The organism is Thermus amyloliquefaciens (assembly GCF_000744885.1).
GTDB classification, from domain to species: domain Bacteria; phylum Deinococcota; class Deinococci; order Deinococcales; family Thermaceae; genus Thermus; species Thermus amyloliquefaciens.
The window spans coordinates 810,837-825,590 of sequence record NZ_JQMV01000003.1 but is presented as its reverse complement, the minus strand read 5'-3'; the positions used below and the strand labels follow the sequence as shown (position 1 = coordinate 825,590).

Genomic DNA, 14,754 nt, shown 5'->3' with positions numbered 1-14,754 from the left:
ATGGAAGGACTGGGCATACTCTTTCTGGCTTTTGTTGTTCTCATCCTCGTTTTTCTCTTCTTCAGCTTCATCCCGGTAGGCCTCTGGATCTCCGCCTGGGCCGCAGGGGTCAGGGTGCCCCTCATCACCCTGGTGGCCATGCGCCTAAGGCGGGTTCCCCCCGCCAAGATCATCTACCCCCTCATCAAGGCCACCAAGGCGGGGCTGGACGTGCGGTTGGACCGCCTCGAGGCCCACTACCTGGCAGGGGGCAACGTGGACCGGGTGGTGGACGCCCTCATCGCCGCGGACAAGGCGGGGATCAAGCTCACCTTTGACCGGGCGGCGGCCATAGACCTGGCGGGGCGGGACGTTTTGGAGGCGGTGCGGGTCTCCGTGAACCCCAAGGTGATCCAGACCCCCATGGTGGCCGCGGTGGCCAAGGACGGGATCCAGCTTCTCGCCACCGCCCGGGTAACGGTGAGGGCCAACATCGACCGCCTGGTGGGCGGGGCCGGGGAGGAGACCATCATCGCCCGGGTGGGGGAGGGCATCGTGACCACCATCGGCTCCGCCAACTCCCACAAGGAGGTCTTGGAAAACCCGGACCGCATCAGCAAGACCGTGCTGGAAAAGGGCCTGGACGCGGGCACCGCCTTTGAGATCCTCTCCGTGGACATCGCGGACGTGGACGTGGGCAAGAACATCGGCGCCCAACTCCAGATCGACCAGGCGGAGGCCGACAAGAAGATCGCCCAGGCCAAGGCGGAGGAGCGGCGGGCCATGGCCGTGGCCGCGGAGCAGGAGAACCGCGCCCTGGTGGAGGCCATGCGGGCCAAGCTGGTGGAGGCCCAGGCCCAGGTGCCCCTGGCCCTGGCGGAGGCCCTGCGCGCGGGAAGGCTTGGGGTCATGGACTACTACCGCCTGAAGAACATCGAGGCCGACACCGACATGCGGGAGTCCATCAGCCGGGCGGCCAAGCCCGAGGGTGAGGAATGAGCCTGGACGATCTCCTTGGCCTCCTCTTCCTCCTTTTCTTCATCGTCATCCCCGCCCTGCAGGGCCTAAGCCGCCGCGGGCAACCCCTGCCCCCCCCAGGCTTTCCCGAGGACCTGCCAGGCCCCGAGGCCCAGCCCCGCCCCAGGCCCAAGGCCCGGCCCAAGCCAAAGCCCCGGCCCACCCCCCCTCCTTCCAAACCCGCCGAGGCGGCCTCCTTGGAGCGCTACCCCAGCCCGGAGCGAACCCCCTTGGAGGTCAGCTTCCGCGCAACCCCAAGCCCGGAAGAGGCGCCCAAGAAGGCTCCCAAACGAAAGCTGGTGGCCACCGACGGTGAGAGCATCCTGAAAGGGGTGATATGGCACGAAATCCTGAAGAAGCCCAAAGGTTGGTAATCCCCCTCAAGCCCGAGGAAACCCTGGCCTTTTTGGGCCAGGCGGACCGCAACCTGAAGAAGCTCCGGGCCCTTCTGCGGGAGGCCTTCGGGGAACGGCTCAAACTCATCGTGCGGGGCAACCAGGTGGAGCTGGAGGGGGAAGGGGAGGCGGTGGGGGTGGCGGAAAGGGCCGTGCGGGACCTCCTGGCCCTCCTGCGACAGGGGGCCGAGCTGGACCCCCCCACCCTGGAACAGGCGGTGGCCTTGGCCCTGCAAGGGGAGGGCCTGTACCAGGCCACCACCCCGGAAACCGAACTGGCGCTCCCGGGACGCCTCAGGCCCAAAACCCCGGGGCAAAGGCGGTACGTGGAGGCCATCGCCCACCACGACATCACCTTCGGCATCGGCCCTGCCGGTACCGGGAAAACCTACCTGGCGGTGGCCATGGCGGTGAGCCACCTCAGGGCCAAGAGGGTCAAGCGCATCATCCTCACCCGGCCGGCGGTGGAGGCGGGGGAGAAGCTGGGGTTTCTGCCCGGGGACATCCAGGCCAAGGTGGACCCCTACCTCCGCCCCCTATACGACGCCCTCTTTGACATGATCGACGCCGAGCGCTTTGAGCAGTACCTCCAGTCCGGGATCATTGAGGTGGCCCCCCTGGCCTTCATGCGGGGCCGCACCCTGAACGACGCCTTCATCATCCTGGACGAGGCGCAAAACACCACCCCGGAGCAGATGAAGATGTTCCTCACCCGCATGGGCTTCTCCTCCAAGATGGTCATCACCGGGGACATCACCCAGATTGACCTGCCCAAGCACCAAAGGTCGGGGCTGGTGGAGGCCACCCGCATCCTGAAGGGCATTGAGGGCATCGCCTTCGTGTACTTCAAGGAATCCGACGTGGTGCGCCACCCCCTGGTGGCCCGCATCATCAAGGCCTACGAGGAAGCCGAGCGTGGTGGAGATCGTAGCCAATAAGCGCCCACCCCGGGGGCTTATCCCCAGGCTCCGCCGGGCCCTTTCCCAGCTGATGGAGGAACTGGGCGTGGGGGACAAGGCGGTCACGGTCATCCTCACCGGGGACCGCAGGCTCAGGGCCCTCAAGCGGGAGTGGTGGGGGGAGGACGAGGCCACGGATGTCCTCTCCTTTCCCCACTACGAACCCGGGGACCCCTTTGTACCCCCCCACCTTGGGGACATCTGGATCAGCCTGGACACGGCCAGGAGGCAGGCGGAGGCAAGGGGGGTTCCCCTGGAGGAGGAGGTCCTGGTCCTGGCGGCCCATGGGCTATGGCACCTCCTGGGCCACGACCACCAAGAGGAGGGGGATTGGGAGGGGTTCCGCCGCGTCCAAGAGAGGATCCTCGGCCTCTAAAGGGCGTCTGGCGCTCCCTGGGTTACGCCTGGGAGGGCATCCTGTACGCCTGGCGGGTGCAGCGCAACTTCCGCCTCGAGGTCTGCCTGGGCCTCCTGGCCCTGGGGCTCGCCCTGTGGCTAGGGGTGAGCCCCGTGCCGGTGCTTCTGGCCAGCGCCCTGGTGCTTTCCCTGGAACTCATGAACACCGCCCTCGAGGCCCTGGCGGACCTGGTGAGCCCCGTCTTCCACCCCCTGGTCAAACGGGCCAAGGACACGGCGGCAGCGGCGGTGCTTTTGGCCAGCTTCTTCGCCCTCCTGGTGGGCCTTTACCTCCTCTTGCCTCCCCTCCTCGGGCGGTTTGGGCTAAGCTAAGCGTATGGACCACGAGGAAAGGGAGATGATCCTGGAGATCTTTCCAGGCACTCCCCCCGAGCTTCTCCCCATTGGGGAGATTCTTTATTATCGCGACGAGGAAGGCCGGGTGATCATCCAGGAAAAGGGGCCCCCGGAGCTCCGCCTGGCCCTGGAACCCCTGCCCGGGACCCTGGGAAGCCCCCAGGTGTGCGAGGCTTGCCGCCGCCACCTCTCGGGAAGCGCCCTGGGGTTCTTCCGCCACCCCGTGGGGGGAAGGGAAACCCACCTCCGCTACCTGGTCCTCTGCCTGGACACGGCTTCTTGCGCCAGCCATGCGGAGCCCGAACGTTTGAGGGAAATCCTCCTTCGCGGTATACTCACCTGAGAAGGAGGCCCTTGGGCCAAGGAGGTCGGCTTTGGCCGACCTTCATGACTTACGAGGTGAGCTATGGCGCGCGAGGTAAAGCTAACCAAAGCCGGTTACGAGCGGCTCATGCAGCAACTTCTGCAGGAAAGGGAACGCCTGCAAGAAGCCACCCGCATCCTGCAGGAGCTCATGGAGTCCTCCGATGACTACGACGATTCGGGGCTGGAGGCGGCCAAGCAAGAGAAGGCCCGCATTGAGGCCCGGATCGACAGCCTCGAGGACATCCTCTCCCGGGCGGTGATCATCGAGGAGGCCGCCACCGAGGTCATCGGCCTGGGCTCGGTGGTGGAGCTGGAAGACCCCGTCACCGGCGAGCGCCTGGAGGTGCAGGTGGTCTCCCCCGCCGAGGCCAGCGTCCTGGAAACCCCCATGAAGATCTCCGATGCCTCCCCCATGGGCAAAGCCCTCCTGGGCCACCGGGAGGGGGATGTGCTCAGCCTGGATACCCCCAAGGGCAAGAAGGAGTTCCGGGTGGTCTCGGTGCGCGGCTAAACATGAACGAGCAGACTCGGCAACGCTTACTCAACCTGGAAGCCCTGGTGGAGGCGGGTTTTCAACCCTACCCCTACCGGTATCCCAAGACCCACAGCGCAAAGGAAATCCTATCCGCCAAGGAGGGGGCTCCCCCGGAAAGCGAGTGGGAGGAAGAGGTGGCCCTGGCCGGGCGCATCGTGGCCTTGAGGCGCATGGGGAAGGTCACCTTTGCCCACCTCCTGGACGAAAGCGGCAAGATCCAGCTCTATTTTCAAAAGGACCTCACCCCAAGCTACGAGCTTTTGAAGAAGCTGGACGTGGGGGACATCCTGGGGGTCAAGGGCACGGTCTTCACCACCAAGACCGGGGAGATCACGGTGAAGGTCCTCTCCTGGACCCCCCTGGTGAAAAGCCTCCACCCCCTCCCCGACAAATGGCACGGGATCAAGGACAAGGAGGTGCGCTACCGGCAGCGCTACCTGGACCTCATCGTAAACCCTGAGGTGCGGGAGGTCTTTCGGCGGCGCACCGCCATGGTGCGCTACATCCGTCGCTTCTTTGAGGAGCGGGGGTTTTTGGAGGTGGAAACCCCCATCCTCCAGCCCACCACCGGTGGGGCGGAGGCCAGGCCTTTCAAGACCTACCACAACGCCCTAGACCACGAGTTTTACCTCCGTATCTCCTTGGAGCTCTACCTCAAGCGCCTCCTCGTCGGGGGGTACGAGAAGGTCTTTGAGATCGGGCGCAACTTCCGCAACGAGGGCATTGATCACAACCACAACCCCGAGTTCACCATGCTGGAGGCCTACTGGGCCTACGCGGACTACCAGGATATGGCCCAGCTGGTGGAGGAACTCCTTTCCGGCCTGGTCCTCCACCTCTTCGGCAGCTACCAGGTCCCCTACCAGGGGCGGGTGCTGGACTTCAAGCCGCCCTTCAGGCGCATCTCCTTCGTGGAGGCCCTGAAGGAGAAAGCGGGCCTTCCCTTTGACCCCCTGGACCTGGAGCGCCTAAGGCTTTGGGCCGACGCCCACCACCCCGAGCTTTCCCAGGTGCCGAACTATAAGCTTCTGGACAAGCTTTTCGGCATCTACGTGGAGCCCGAGCTCCAGGACCCCACCTTTGTCTTTGACTTCCCCCTGGCCATCAGCCCCCTGGCCAAGCGGCACCGGGAAAAGCCCGGGCTTACGGAACGCTGGGACCTCTATGCGGGAGGGATGGAGCTGGCCCCCGCCTACTCGGAGCTCAACGACCCCCTGGACCAAAGGGAGCGCTTCCTGGAGCAGGCCCGGCGCAGGCGCGAAGGGGACGAGGAAGCCCCGGAACCCGACGAGGACTTCCTGTTGGCCTTGGAATACGGCATGCCCCCGGCGGCAGGGCTTGGCCTGGGCCTAGACCGCCTGGCCATGATCCTCACCGACCAGCCCTCCTTGAGGGACGTCCTCCTCTTCCCCCTCCTCAAGCCCAAGAAGGAGGCGGTGGAAGGAGGGGTTTAGATGGCCGAAAACGCCGCCCGGTTGAGCCTCGTCGTCGCCCTCCTCGTCTTGGGGCTCAAGGCCTTCGCCTACCTTCTCACGGGCTCGGTGGCCCTGCTCTCGGACGCCCTCGAGTCCCTGGTGAACGTGGCCGCGGCGCTTCTCGCCCTCCTGGCCATCCGCTTCGCCCAGCGTCCTCCCGACGAAACCCACCCCTTCGGCCACAGCAAGGCCGAATACTTCTCCGCGGTGCTGGAGGGAGTCCTGGTGGTGCTGGCCGCCTTTCTCATCGCCAAGGAATCCATCCCCCGCCTCCTTCATCCCAGGCCCCTAGGGGACCTGGGACCGGGCCTCCTGGTCAGCCTCTTGGCCTCCCTGATCAACGGCCTTCTCGCCTGGCACCTCCTCCGCCAGGGGAGGCGCCTGCGCTCCCCCGCCCTCACCGCCGACGGCTACCACGTGCTTTCCGACGTGCTCACCTCCGTGGGGGTTTTCGCCGGGGTAAGCCTTGCGTGGGCCACGGGGTTATGGGTGCTGGATCCCTTGCTGGCCCTTTTGGTGGCGGGGGACATCCTCCTCATGGGCTTCCGCCTGGTGCGCCAGTCCGTGGGAGGGCTTATGGATGAGGGGCTCTCCCCGGCGGAGGTGAGCCGGATCCGAAAAACCATCGCCGAGGCCTTGGGGGGAAGGGCCCTCGAGGTCCACGACCTCAAAACCCGCAAGGCGGGAAACCGGGCCTTTTTGGAGTTCCACCTGGTGGTGCCGGGGTCCATGACCGTGGAGGAAGCCCACCGGCTCTGCGACGAGCTGGAAAGGGCTTTGGAGGAAAGTTTCCCCGGGCTTGCCGTCACCATCCACGTGGAGCCCGAAAGCGAGCGGAAGCGCTAAAGGATAGGGCTGCCCCCTGACCACTCGAGAAGGTAGCTTCAGAAAGGTGCTGCCGACAGGCTGGCTTCTCCCCGCCGGCGAAGGAGTCTTCTAACGCTCTTTTCCCTGAGCGTATAAAAGCGTAGAATATGGCCCAAGGGAGGACCCATGCGCAAGAAGCACGACTGGCTCAGGGAAACCTACCAGAAGAGCTTGGAGAAGATGCCCGAGAGGCCTGTGGCCCACCGCACCCTTTCGGACATCGCCCCAGAGCCCCTCTACACCCCAGAGGACATCGGCGTCCTGGACCCCGAGTACGAGGAGAAGCGGGGCTACCCCGGGGAGTACCCCTACACCCGCGGGGTCTACGGCTCCATGTACCGCTCCAAGCTCTGGACCATGCGCATGTTCGCCGGCTTCGGCACCGCCGAGCAGACCAACGAGCGCTTCAAGAAGCTCCTGAAGGCGGGCCAGACCGGGCTTTCCGTGGCCTTTGACCTCCCCACCCTCATGGGGTACGACTCCGACCACCCCCTCGCCAAGGGGGAGGTGGGGAAGTGCGGGGTGGCGGTCTCCAGCCTGGCGGACATGGAGATCCTCTTTGACGGGATCAACCTCGAGGAGGTCACCACCTCCATGACCATCAACAGCCCCGCCAACGCCATCTGGGCCATGTACCTGGCGGTGGCCAAGAAGAAGGGCTACGACTGGAAGAAGCTCGGGGGGACCATCCAAAACGACATCCTCAAGGAGTTCATCGCCCAGAAGGAGTTCATCTTCCCTCCCGAGCCCAGCGTGAAGCTGGTCATTGACACCTTTGAGTGGGGGCCCAAGAACGTCCCCAAGTGGAACTTCATCTCCGTTTCCGGCTACCACATCCGGGAGGCGGGGAGCACCGCCGTGCAGGAGCTGGCCTGGACCCTGGCGGATGGCTTTGCGTACGTGGAGGCGGCTATTCAGCGGGGCCTGGACGTGGACGAGTTCGCCCCCAGGATCAGCTTCTTCTTCGACGTCCACAACGACTTCTTTGAGGAGATCGCCAAGTTCCGCGCCGCCAGGCGCATCTGGGCCAAGGAGATGCGCCACCGCTACGGGGCCAAGAACCCCCAGAGCTGGATGCTCCGCACCCACGCCCAGACCGCCGGGGTCTCCCTCACCGCCCAGCAACCCCTCAACAACATCGCCCGGGTGGCCATCCAGGCCCTGGCCGCCGTCCTCGGGGGCACCAACAGCCTCCACACCGACGCCTACGACGAGGCCCTGGCCCTGCCCACGGAGGAGTCCGCCACCATCGCCCTCCGCACCCAGCAGATCATCGCCTACGAAACGGGCGTCACCCACACCATCGACCCCCTGGCGGGGAGCTACTACGTGGAGTGGCTCACCGACGAGATGGAACGCCAGGCCATGGCCATCATTGAGGAGATCCGCCGCATGGGGGGCGTGGTGCGGGCCATTGAGGAGGGCTACTTCCTCCGGGAACTGGCCGAGGCCAGCTACCGCTACCAGCAGGAGGTGGAGCGGAAGGAGAGGATCATCGTGGGGGTAAACGCCTTCACCGACGAGATTCCCCTCAAGGTCCCCATCCAGCTGGTGGACCCCGAGGTGGAAAGGGTGCAGGCGGAGCGCCTCGCCCGGGTGCGGCGGGAGCGCGACCCCAAGCGGGTGGAGGAGGCCCTTGCGGGCCTCAGGCGGGCCGCGGTGGAGGGGCAGAACACCATGCCCCACTTCGTGGAGTGCGCCCTGGCCTACTGCACCCTGGGGGAGATGATGGACGTCTTGCGGGAGGTCTACGGCACCTACCAGGAGCCAGCTTACGTTTAGGATGGGCGTATGGACAGGCGCATACGGGTGCTCATCGCCAAGCCCGGGCTGGATGGCCACGACCGCGGGGCCAAGGTGGTGGCCCGGGCCCTAAGGGATGCCGGCATGGAGGTGATCTACACGGGGCTGCGGCAAACCCCGGAGATGATCGTGTCCGCAGCCATCCAGGAGGATGTGGACGCCATTGGGCTGTCCATTCTTTCGGGAGCCCACATGCACTACTTCCGGGAGGTCAAAAGGCTTTTGGAGGAACAAGGGGCCTCGGACATCCTCCTCTTCGGGGGAGGGATCATCCCCGATGAGGACGTGCCCAAGCTGAAGGCCCTGGGGGTGGCGGCGGTGTTCGGCCCTGGGACCAGCACCCAGGAGATCGTGGACTTCCTGAAGCGGGCGGTGCCGGAGCGCTGGCAGGCCCAGGGCTTAGCATGAAGGCCATCCAGCTCTACTACCCCCCGGAGTGGGCCCACTGCTACGGGTGCGGCTACCTGAACCCCATGGGCCTGCACCTCAAGACCTACTGGGACGGGGAGCGCCAGGAAAGCCGCACCGCCTTCACCCCGAGCCCCCACCACACCGCCATCCCCGGGTTCGTCTACGGGGGGCTACTGGCCTCCCTGGTGGACTGCCACTCCACCGCCACCGCCGCCGCCGCCAAGGCCCAGGCGGAGGGGCTGGATCTGGAAACCCACCCCCTGCGCTTCGTGACCGCCAGCCTCAAGGTGGACTACCTGAAACCCACCCCCCTAGGCCCGGAGCTGGTCCTGGTGGGGCGGGCGCGGGAGGTGAAGGGCAAGAAGGTGGTGGTGGAGACCGAGCTTTACGCCGCGGACGTCCTCACGGTGCGGGGGGAGGCGGTCTTGGTCCAGATCACCGAGGGTTTTGCCAGTAAAACTCCAGCCGCCGAATGAGCTGCGAAAGCTCCTCGGCCTTTGGGGAGGCGGCCAGAACAAGCTCCAACCAGGCCTCCTCCAAGATCCTTTTAACCTCTCCCAGCTCCCGCTCAGGAAAAACCTTGCCCAAGGCCAGGGCTTGGCAGCGGTCCAGAAGCTCGCGCTTTTCCTGGGCCAGGTGTTCCACCCTCTGCCGCAGTTCCCAAAGCTCCGCCTGGGTCCTTTGCAAGCGCTCCTTCAGGTGGCTTTCCTCTAAACGCCTCCTCGCTTGCTCCCTAAGGATGGCGCGTTCCAGCTCGTCATCCCAATGCAGCATGGTTCAAGCCTAACCCCCTTCTGGAACCCAGCGGGTGATCTTTGCACACGCCTTAGAACTCAAAGAAAACGGGCAAAAACTCATACCCCTCCCCCGCACGGCGGATATGGCCCACCGCTGGCCAAGGGAAGTGGTGGGCGGTGCGTCCACAAGGCCCCCGATATGGTCGGGGTGGCCGTGGGTCAGGAAAACGTGGGTGATGTCCTCCGGAGCGTAGCCGGCCAAGGCCAGGTGCTCCAAAAGCCTGCCTCCCGAGGCCACCCCCCGCCCGGTATCCACACCATCCCTGCGCCCTGTAAGAACCGCCTGCGTTGCATGGACCACCCTCCTTGGGCTTCCCCTAACTCTAAAGGCGCCTACGCAAGGAGGGTGTGCCCTGGCTCACACGGGCCTCCAGGTACCGCTCCAGCAGGAAAAGCAACAGGGCCAGGGCCAAGAGGTGCGGGCGAAGGGAAAGGGGGGTGGGAGGGGCCTGGCCCAGGTCCTCCCAGCGCAGGAAACGCCCCCCGCTGGCCTCGGCCATCTCCCGGAGCACCTTTTCCCCCGGGAGCGGGGTCCACTCCCCCGGCAAGGGGAGGTCCAAGGGCAGGCGCCTTTTCCCATCCAGCAAAACCCCCTGCTCCCGGACCCAGGCCTGGTGGCGCAAGGGGCCCGTGGGCACCAGGGGCACCTCCTTCCCCCCGCTCAGCAGCACGGGACGCTCCAGGCGGCCCAGGACCACCACCTGCACCCCCTGCGCCTGGGGATAGGCGTAGAGGGCCAGGGAACGCTGGCTTCCCACCAGGTAACGGGCCAGGCCGCCCAGAAAGGGCGCCGCACCTTCCCAACCTCGCCAGGAGCGGGAAAGGTCCGTGGCCAAGGCGGCCACCCGCCCTTCTCCCCTTTCCCCTAGGGCCAAGACCGCCTTGTCCTCGCTGGCCAAAAGCACCTCCGCCCAGGGCTCGGCCCGGGCCGGGAGGAGGACGGAAAGGGGGGGTGGGGAAAACCCCTCGGTGAGGGGGTGGGGCCTGGCCTGGACGGGAAAGCGGCCCTCCAGGCCCTCCCCCTGGAAAACCTCCTGCCCTTCCCGCAGGAAAAGCCGCGGAAGCTCCTGGGGGGTGGCCGCCCGGTAGTACCGGCCCCCGCCCCTTTCGGCCAGGGCCTGCATAAAGGCCTGGTCGGCGTCAGGTCCCAAGGCCACGGCGCTCACCTCGAGGCCCGCGCCCTCCGCCAGGGCCAGGAGGGGCTCCTGGGGGTCGGAGATGAGGCCGTCGCTGAGCACCAGGATCCCCTTGCGCTCCACCGGCACCCCCTGCACAAGCCGCACCGCCTCCCGGAAGGCGGGCCCCAACACCGTCCCGCCCCCCGCCCGCACGGAGAGGAGGAGGCTTTCCGCCTCCCGCTTGCCCTGCTCCGTCATGGGCCTAGGGGGGAAGAGCACCCGCTGGCTGGAGGAGAAGAGCACCACCCCGAGGTAGTCCTCCGGGGCCGCGGAGCGCACCAGCTCCAAGGCCCCCGCCACCGCCAGGGAGAGCTTCTCCCCCTCCATGCTCCCGGAGACGTCCAGGACCAGGACCAAGGCGGCCCCCTTGCGGCCTAAGGGCTTCAGGGGAAGGTCCTCCGGGAGGGCGCGGTCCCAGCCCCCGAAGAAGAGGCCCTTGGGGGTGGCGGTGAAGAGGAGCCCCCCGCCCCGGCGGAGATGGTCCCGGAGGGCCCCAGGGGCCCCTTCTGGGAGGTCCAGGACCCCGAGGCCCACCGCCACCAGGTCGGCCTCCAGGGGCAACCGGAAAGGCCCCTCCTCCACCTGGAACCCCTGGACCTCCAGATAACGGGCCAAGGCCGGGTCCCCCAGGACCAGGGCCCTGGGGCGGTCGGCGGGGGCAAGCCTTATCCGGGCCTCGCTCCTGCCCCAAGGGCCCTCCGCCACCGCCCGCACCTCCACCTCCCCGGTGAGGGGAAAGGTGTAGGTGAGGCTCCTTTGGCCCTCCACCCGCAGGGAGCGCTCCAGGGTGGAAGGCCCCTCCACCCTCAGGCGGGCTTCCGTGGGGGTGGGGGCCTCGAGGACCACCCCCACCCCCACCGTCTCCCCGTAAAGGGGGTAGGGGGGCGGGACCAGGCGCACCGCCACGTAGGGCCTAGGGGGAACGTAAAGGACATCCAAGGGGAAAGGCGGGGGCACAGGTTCCAAGAGGCCGTCGGAGATCAGCACCGCCCGGCTGGGCCCAAGATTGGCCGCCTCCTGGAAGGCCGCCCGCAGGTTCGTCCCTTCCCCCAGGTCCAGCCGGCGGGCCGTGGGGGAGGGAACCCTCACCGCCCGCTCGGCAAAGGCCACATAAAGACCGTCCTTGGGAAGCCTATCCGCCAGGGCGAAGACGCCCTCCCGGGCCGAGGGGGAGAAGTCCAGGAGGTAGACCACCCGCCCCGGCAAGGGCACCTTGGGGTCCAGGAAGGCTAGGAGGAGCAGAAGGAGCACCGCTCCCCGCAGGAGGAGGGGCATACACCCATCCTACTTGGGTGGGGCCTCAGTCCATCCAGTGGCCCAGCTTCTCCTTCTTGGCCTGGAGGTAGCGCTCGTTATGGGGGTTATCCCCTGCCCGCAAGGGGATGCGCTCCACGATCTCAATGCCGAAGCCGGAAAGGGCCTTCACCTTGCGCGGGTTGTTGGTGAGAAGGCGCATCTTCCGCACCCCCAGGTCGTAGAGGATCTGGGCCCCCACCCCGTAGTCCCTTAGGTCCGGGGGAAAACCCAAGGCCAGGTTGGCCTCCACCGTGTCCAGGCCCTGGTCCTGCAGGTGGTAGGCCCGGATCTTGTTGACGAGGCCGATACCCCGCCCCTCCTGCCTCAGGTAGACCAGAACCCCTTTCCCCTCCTGGGCGATGCGCTCCAGGGCCAGGTCCCGTTGGAAGCCGCAGTCGCACCTTAAGGAGTGCAGGGCGTCCCCGGTGAGGCACTCGGAGTGCATGCGCACCAAAATGGGCTCCTCAGGGTCCCAGTGGCCCATGACCAAGGCGGCGTGCTCCTCCCCGGTAAGGCTATCCCGGTAGCCCAGGATGCGGAACTCGCCAAACCGGGTGGGCAAAAGGGCCTCCGCCTCCCGTTTCACGTAAAGGTCCCCCTTCTCCAGGCGGTAGCGGATCAGGTCGGCGATGGTACCCACCTTGAGGCCCCGCTTCCGGGCAAAGTCCAAAAGGTCCGGCAGGCGGGCCATGGTGCCGTCCTCCTTGAGGATCTCGATGAGGCTCCCCACCGGGGTGAGCCCCGCCAGGCGCAGGAGGTCCACCGTGGCCTCGGTATGCCCGGCCCGCCGCAGAACCCCCCCCGGCCGGGCCACCAGGGGAAAGACGTGCCCGGGACGGCGGAAGTCCTGGGCCGTGGCCTCGGGGTCAGCCAGGAGCCTAACCGTGGCCGCCCGCTCAAAGGCGGAAATCCCCGTGGTGGTTCCCCGGGCATCCACGCTCACGGTGAAGCGGGTCCCCTGGGGATCCTGGTTTTTCTCCACCATGAGGGGAAGGTCCAGGGCCTTGGCCCGCTCCTCCGTCAAGGCCACGCAAAGGAGGCCCCGGCACTCCTTGAGCATGAAGTTCACCCACTCCGGGGTCACGTGCTCCGCCGCCATGATCAGGTCGCCCTCGTTTTCCCGGTCCTCGTCGTCCACCAGGATCACCGGGCGGCCTTGGCGGAGTTCCTCCATGAGTTCCTGAACGCTGGCCAAACCCTCCATCATTCCCCCTTCATGAGCCGTTCCAGGTAACGGGCGATGAGGTCCACCTCCAGGTTCACCCCATCCCCCACCCTCAGGCCCCCCAGGTTGGTGACCCGCAGGGTGTGGGGGATGAGGGTGACAAAAAAGGCCTCCCCCTCTAGCCCCGCCACCGTGAGGGAAACCCCGTTTAGGGCCACGCTCCCCTTCTCCGCGATGTAGCGGGAGAGTTCCCGCGGGGGTCGGAAGTGGTAGTCCACGGCCCCCGGGGCCTCCCGGATGGCCACCACCTCCGCCACCCCGTCCACATGCCCGGTGACGAAATGCCCCCCAAGCCGGTCCCCCACCTTAAGGGCCCTTTCCAGGTTGGGCCGGTGCCCAGGGCGCCAGGTGGGGGCGGTGCGGCGCAGGGTCTCCTGGGCCAGCTCCACCCAGAAGCCCTCCCCGTCCACCGCCACCGCGGTGAGGCAGACCCCGTCCACCGCCACGGAATCCCCCACCTTAAGGTCCGAAAGCACCTCCTGGGCGGCGATCCTGACCCTAAGGAACGGGCCTTCCCTGACCTCCACGATCTCGCCGGTTTCCTCCACCAGTCCCGTGAACATCAGCCCTCCGGATAAGCCTCCAGCCAAAGGTCTTCCCCTATCCACTCCTTGCGCGCCAGCCTAAGCCCCTTGGCCTCGGCCATGCGCTCGGGGGCAAACCCCTCCATCAGCCCCCTTCCCTCCCCCAAGAGCTTGGGGGCCAGGAAAAGGGCCAGCTTGTCCACCCAACCCCTTTGCCAAAAGGCCCCAGCCAGCCTCGGCCCCCCCTCCAAGAGCACCCCGTCCAGGCCCTCCTCCAGCAAAAAGGCCAGGGCCCCCTCGAGGCTCACCCTCCCCCCCTCCCGGGGAAGCTCCACCACCCTGGCCCCCGCGGCCTCCAGGGCCCTAAGCCGCTCCCCGGGCGCCCCTTGGCCCACCAGCACGTAAACCCGGGCGGGCTCCCCCCGGGGCCCCGGCTGGAAGAGGCGGGCATGGGGCGGGGTGCGGGCTTCCGTGTCCAGGACCACCTTCACCGGGTCCCGGAGGGGCGGGGGCTCCAGCATGAGGGGAAAGGGCCTGAAGTCGGGCTCCCGCACGGTGAGCCAAGGATCGTCCCTTAGCACCGTCCCCACCCCCACCATCACCGCGGGAAGCCCCTGGCGGTAGGCCTGGGCCACCCGGCGGCTTTCCTCCGAGGAAACCCAGCGGGCATCGCCAGAAAGCGCCGCCACCTTGCCGTCCAGGGTGAGGGCGGACTTGAGGAGGACGAAGGGCCGGCCGGCCTTGTGGGCGTGGAAGAAGACCTCGTTCTGCTCCCGGGCCTCCCGCTCCAAAAGCCCGGCCTCCACCGCCACCCCCGCGGCCCTAAGCCGCTCCAGGCCTCCTTGGGCCAAGGGATGCGTATCCCGGGCCGCCACCACCACCCGGGCCACCCCCGCCTGCAGAAGGGCCAAGGAGCAAGGGGGGGTGCGGCCAAAGTGGTTGCAGGGCTCCAGGGATACGTAGGCGGTGGCCCCTTGGGCCAAGGGCCCAGCCTGACGGAGGGCAAAGACCTCGGCATGGGGCTCCCCGGCCTTGGGGTGGTACCCCTCCCCCACGATGCGGCCCTCCCGCACCAGCACCGCCCCCACCAGGGGGTTGGGGTGGGTGTGGCCTCGAGCCCTCTCGGCCAGCTGTAGCGCCCTCCGCAGGAACCGTTCGTCCAGCTCTCGCAAAG

17 protein-coding genes and 1 pseudogene are annotated in these 14,754 nt (G+C 67.1%); 12 read left to right on the top strand and 6 right to left on the bottom strand.

Features of this window, described 5'->3' with window-relative positions; translation table 11 throughout:
- The 12 genes from floA (at position 1) to BS74_RS04535 (ending at position 9,036) form a co-directional block, all read left to right on the top strand.
- Positions 1-978 carry a flotillin-like protein FloA gene (gene floA, locus BS74_RS04590; RefSeq protein WP_038056490.1) on the top strand — a complete coding sequence of 326 codons (978 nt, stop codon included), beginning with the start codon at positions 1-3 and terminating at the stop codon, positions 976-978.
- Positions 975-1,370 (top strand): hypothetical protein, encoded by a 396-nt coding sequence (locus tag BS74_RS04585; protein WP_038056485.1) that lies wholly within the window; start codon positions 975-977, stop codon positions 1,368-1,370. The genes floA and BS74_RS04585 overlap by 4 nt, the downstream gene beginning before the upstream one ends.
- Complete coding sequence (locus BS74_RS04580) at positions 1,334-2,329, top strand: PhoH family protein (RefSeq protein WP_038056483.1); 996 nt, start codon at positions 1,334-1,336, stop codon at positions 2,327-2,329. Before BS74_RS04585 ends, BS74_RS04580 begins: the two co-directional genes overlap by 37 nt.
- Positions 2,307-2,726: an rRNA maturation RNase YbeY gene (gene ybeY, locus BS74_RS04575; protein WP_038056481.1), complete on the top strand. Its 420-nt coding sequence runs from the start codon at positions 2,307-2,309 to the stop codon at positions 2,724-2,726. Before BS74_RS04580 ends, ybeY begins: the two co-directional genes overlap by 23 nt.
- Positions 2,681-3,079, top strand: coding sequence for a diacylglycerol kinase (locus BS74_RS04570; RefSeq protein WP_038056479.1), 399 nt, complete (start codon positions 2,681-2,683; stop codon positions 3,077-3,079). Before ybeY ends, BS74_RS04570 begins: the two co-directional genes overlap by 46 nt.
- A 4-nt stretch (positions 3,080-3,083) precedes the next feature.
- Positions 3,084-3,446 carry a hypothetical protein gene (locus BS74_RS04565; protein WP_038056477.1) on the top strand — a complete coding sequence of 121 codons (363 nt, stop codon included), beginning with the start codon at positions 3,084-3,086 and terminating at the stop codon, positions 3,444-3,446.
- A gap of 63 nt (positions 3,447-3,509) precedes the next feature.
- Entirely contained in the window at positions 3,510-3,980 is a 471-nt protein-coding gene (locus tag BS74_RS04560; RefSeq protein ID WP_038056475.1) for a GreA/GreB family elongation factor, read from the top strand.
- Positions 3,981-3,982: 2 nt separating this feature from the next.
- A complete protein-coding gene (lysS, locus tag BS74_RS04555; RefSeq protein WP_038056474.1) occupies positions 3,983-5,458 on the top strand; it encodes a lysine--tRNA ligase in 1,476 nt (491 codons plus the stop codon).
- Complete coding sequence (locus BS74_RS04550; RefSeq protein ID WP_038056471.1) at positions 5,459-6,325, top strand: cation diffusion facilitator family transporter; 867 nt, start codon at positions 5,459-5,461, stop codon at positions 6,323-6,325.
- A 147-nt stretch (positions 6,326-6,472) separates the two neighbouring features.
- Positions 6,473-8,128, top strand: coding sequence for an acyl-CoA mutase large subunit family protein (locus BS74_RS04545; protein WP_038056469.1), 1,656 nt, complete (start codon positions 6,473-6,475; stop codon positions 8,126-8,128).
- A 9-nt stretch (positions 8,129-8,137) separates the two neighbouring features.
- Positions 8,138-8,557: a cobalamin B12-binding domain-containing protein gene (locus tag BS74_RS04540; protein WP_038056467.1), complete on the top strand. Its 420-nt coding sequence runs from the start codon at positions 8,138-8,140 to the stop codon at positions 8,555-8,557.
- Positions 8,554-9,036, top strand: coding sequence for a PaaI family thioesterase (locus BS74_RS04535; RefSeq protein ID WP_038056461.1), 483 nt, complete (start codon positions 8,554-8,556; stop codon positions 9,034-9,036). The genes BS74_RS04540 and BS74_RS04535 overlap by 4 nt, the downstream gene beginning before the upstream one ends.
- Here the strand turns inward: BS74_RS04535 and BS74_RS04530 are convergent.
- The 6 genes and pseudogenes from BS74_RS04530 to ribD form a co-directional block, all read right to left on the bottom strand.
- Positions 8,996-9,334, bottom strand: coding sequence for a hypothetical protein (locus BS74_RS04530; RefSeq protein WP_038056456.1), 339 nt, complete (start codon positions 9,332-9,334; stop codon positions 8,996-8,998). The genes BS74_RS04535 and BS74_RS04530 overlap by 41 nt on opposite strands.
- A 144-nt stretch (positions 9,335-9,478) precedes the next feature.
- Positions 9,479-9,613, bottom strand: a pseudogene (locus BS74_RS13180) (MBL fold metallo-hydrolase); the annotation flags it as partial.
- A gap of 67 nt (positions 9,614-9,680) precedes the next feature.
- Positions 9,681-11,810 (bottom strand): VWA domain-containing protein, encoded by a 2,130-nt coding sequence (locus tag BS74_RS04525; protein ID WP_038056454.1) that lies wholly within the window; start codon positions 11,808-11,810, stop codon positions 9,681-9,683.
- 25 nt (positions 11,811-11,835) lie between these two features.
- Positions 11,836-13,035 (bottom strand): bifunctional 3,4-dihydroxy-2-butanone-4-phosphate synthase/GTP cyclohydrolase II, encoded by a 1,200-nt coding sequence (locus BS74_RS04520; protein ID WP_038058840.1) that lies wholly within the window; start codon positions 13,033-13,035, stop codon positions 11,836-11,838.
- Entirely contained in the window at positions 13,035-13,619 is a 585-nt protein-coding gene (locus BS74_RS04515; protein WP_038056450.1) for a riboflavin synthase, read from the bottom strand. Before BS74_RS04515 ends, BS74_RS04520 begins: the two co-directional genes overlap by 1 nt.
- Entirely contained in the window at positions 13,619-14,752 is a 1,134-nt protein-coding gene (ribD, locus tag BS74_RS04510; protein WP_081914557.1) for a bifunctional diaminohydroxyphosphoribosylaminopyrimidine deaminase/5-amino-6-(5-phosphoribosylamino)uracil reductase RibD, read from the bottom strand. The genes BS74_RS04515 and ribD overlap by 1 nt, the downstream gene beginning before the upstream one ends.
- Positions 14,753-14,754: the final 2 nt, after the last annotated feature.

Bases quoted from the DNA above. Each gene is read 5' to 3' on its own strand.
- floA (WP_038056490.1), top strand. From the start codon at position 1: ATGGAAGGACTGGGCATACTCTTTCTGGCTTTTGTTGTTCTCATCCTC.
- BS74_RS04585 (WP_038056485.1), top strand. From the start codon at position 975: ATGAGCCTGGACGATCTCCTTGGCCTCCTCTTCCTCCTTTTCTTCATC.
- BS74_RS04580 (WP_038056483.1), top strand. From the start codon at position 1,334: ATGGCACGAAATCCTGAAGAAGCCCAAAGGTTGGTAATCCCCCTCAAG.
- BS74_RS04565 (WP_038056477.1), top strand. From the start codon at position 3,084: ATGGACCACGAGGAAAGGGAGATGATCCTGGAGATCTTTCCAGGCACT.
- BS74_RS04560 (WP_038056475.1), top strand. From the start codon at position 3,510: ATGGCGCGCGAGGTAAAGCTAACCAAAGCCGGTTACGAGCGGCTCATG.
- lysS (WP_038056474.1), top strand. From the start codon at position 3,983: ATGAACGAGCAGACTCGGCAACGCTTACTCAACCTGGAAGCCCTGGTG.
- BS74_RS04550 (WP_038056471.1), top strand. From the start codon at position 5,459: ATGGCCGAAAACGCCGCCCGGTTGAGCCTCGTCGTCGCCCTCCTCGTC.
- BS74_RS04545 (WP_038056469.1), top strand. From the start codon at position 6,473: ATGCGCAAGAAGCACGACTGGCTCAGGGAAACCTACCAGAAGAGCTTG.
- BS74_RS04540 (WP_038056467.1), top strand. From the start codon at position 8,138: ATGGACAGGCGCATACGGGTGCTCATCGCCAAGCCCGGGCTGGATGGC.
- BS74_RS04535 (WP_038056461.1), top strand. From the start codon at position 8,554: ATGAAGGCCATCCAGCTCTACTACCCCCCGGAGTGGGCCCACTGCTAC.
- BS74_RS04530 (WP_038056456.1), bottom strand. From the start codon at position 9,334: ATGCTGCATTGGGATGACGAGCTGGAACGCGCCATCCTTAGGGAGCAA.
- BS74_RS04525 (WP_038056454.1), bottom strand. From the start codon at position 11,810: ATGCCCCTCCTCCTGCGGGGAGCGGTGCTCCTTCTGCTCCTCCTAGCC.
- BS74_RS04520 (WP_038058840.1), bottom strand. From the start codon at position 13,035: ATGGAGGGTTTGGCCAGCGTTCAGGAACTCATGGAGGAACTCCGCCAA.
- BS74_RS04515 (WP_038056450.1), bottom strand. From the start codon at position 13,619: ATGTTCACGGGACTGGTGGAGGAAACCGGCGAGATCGTGGAGGTCAGG.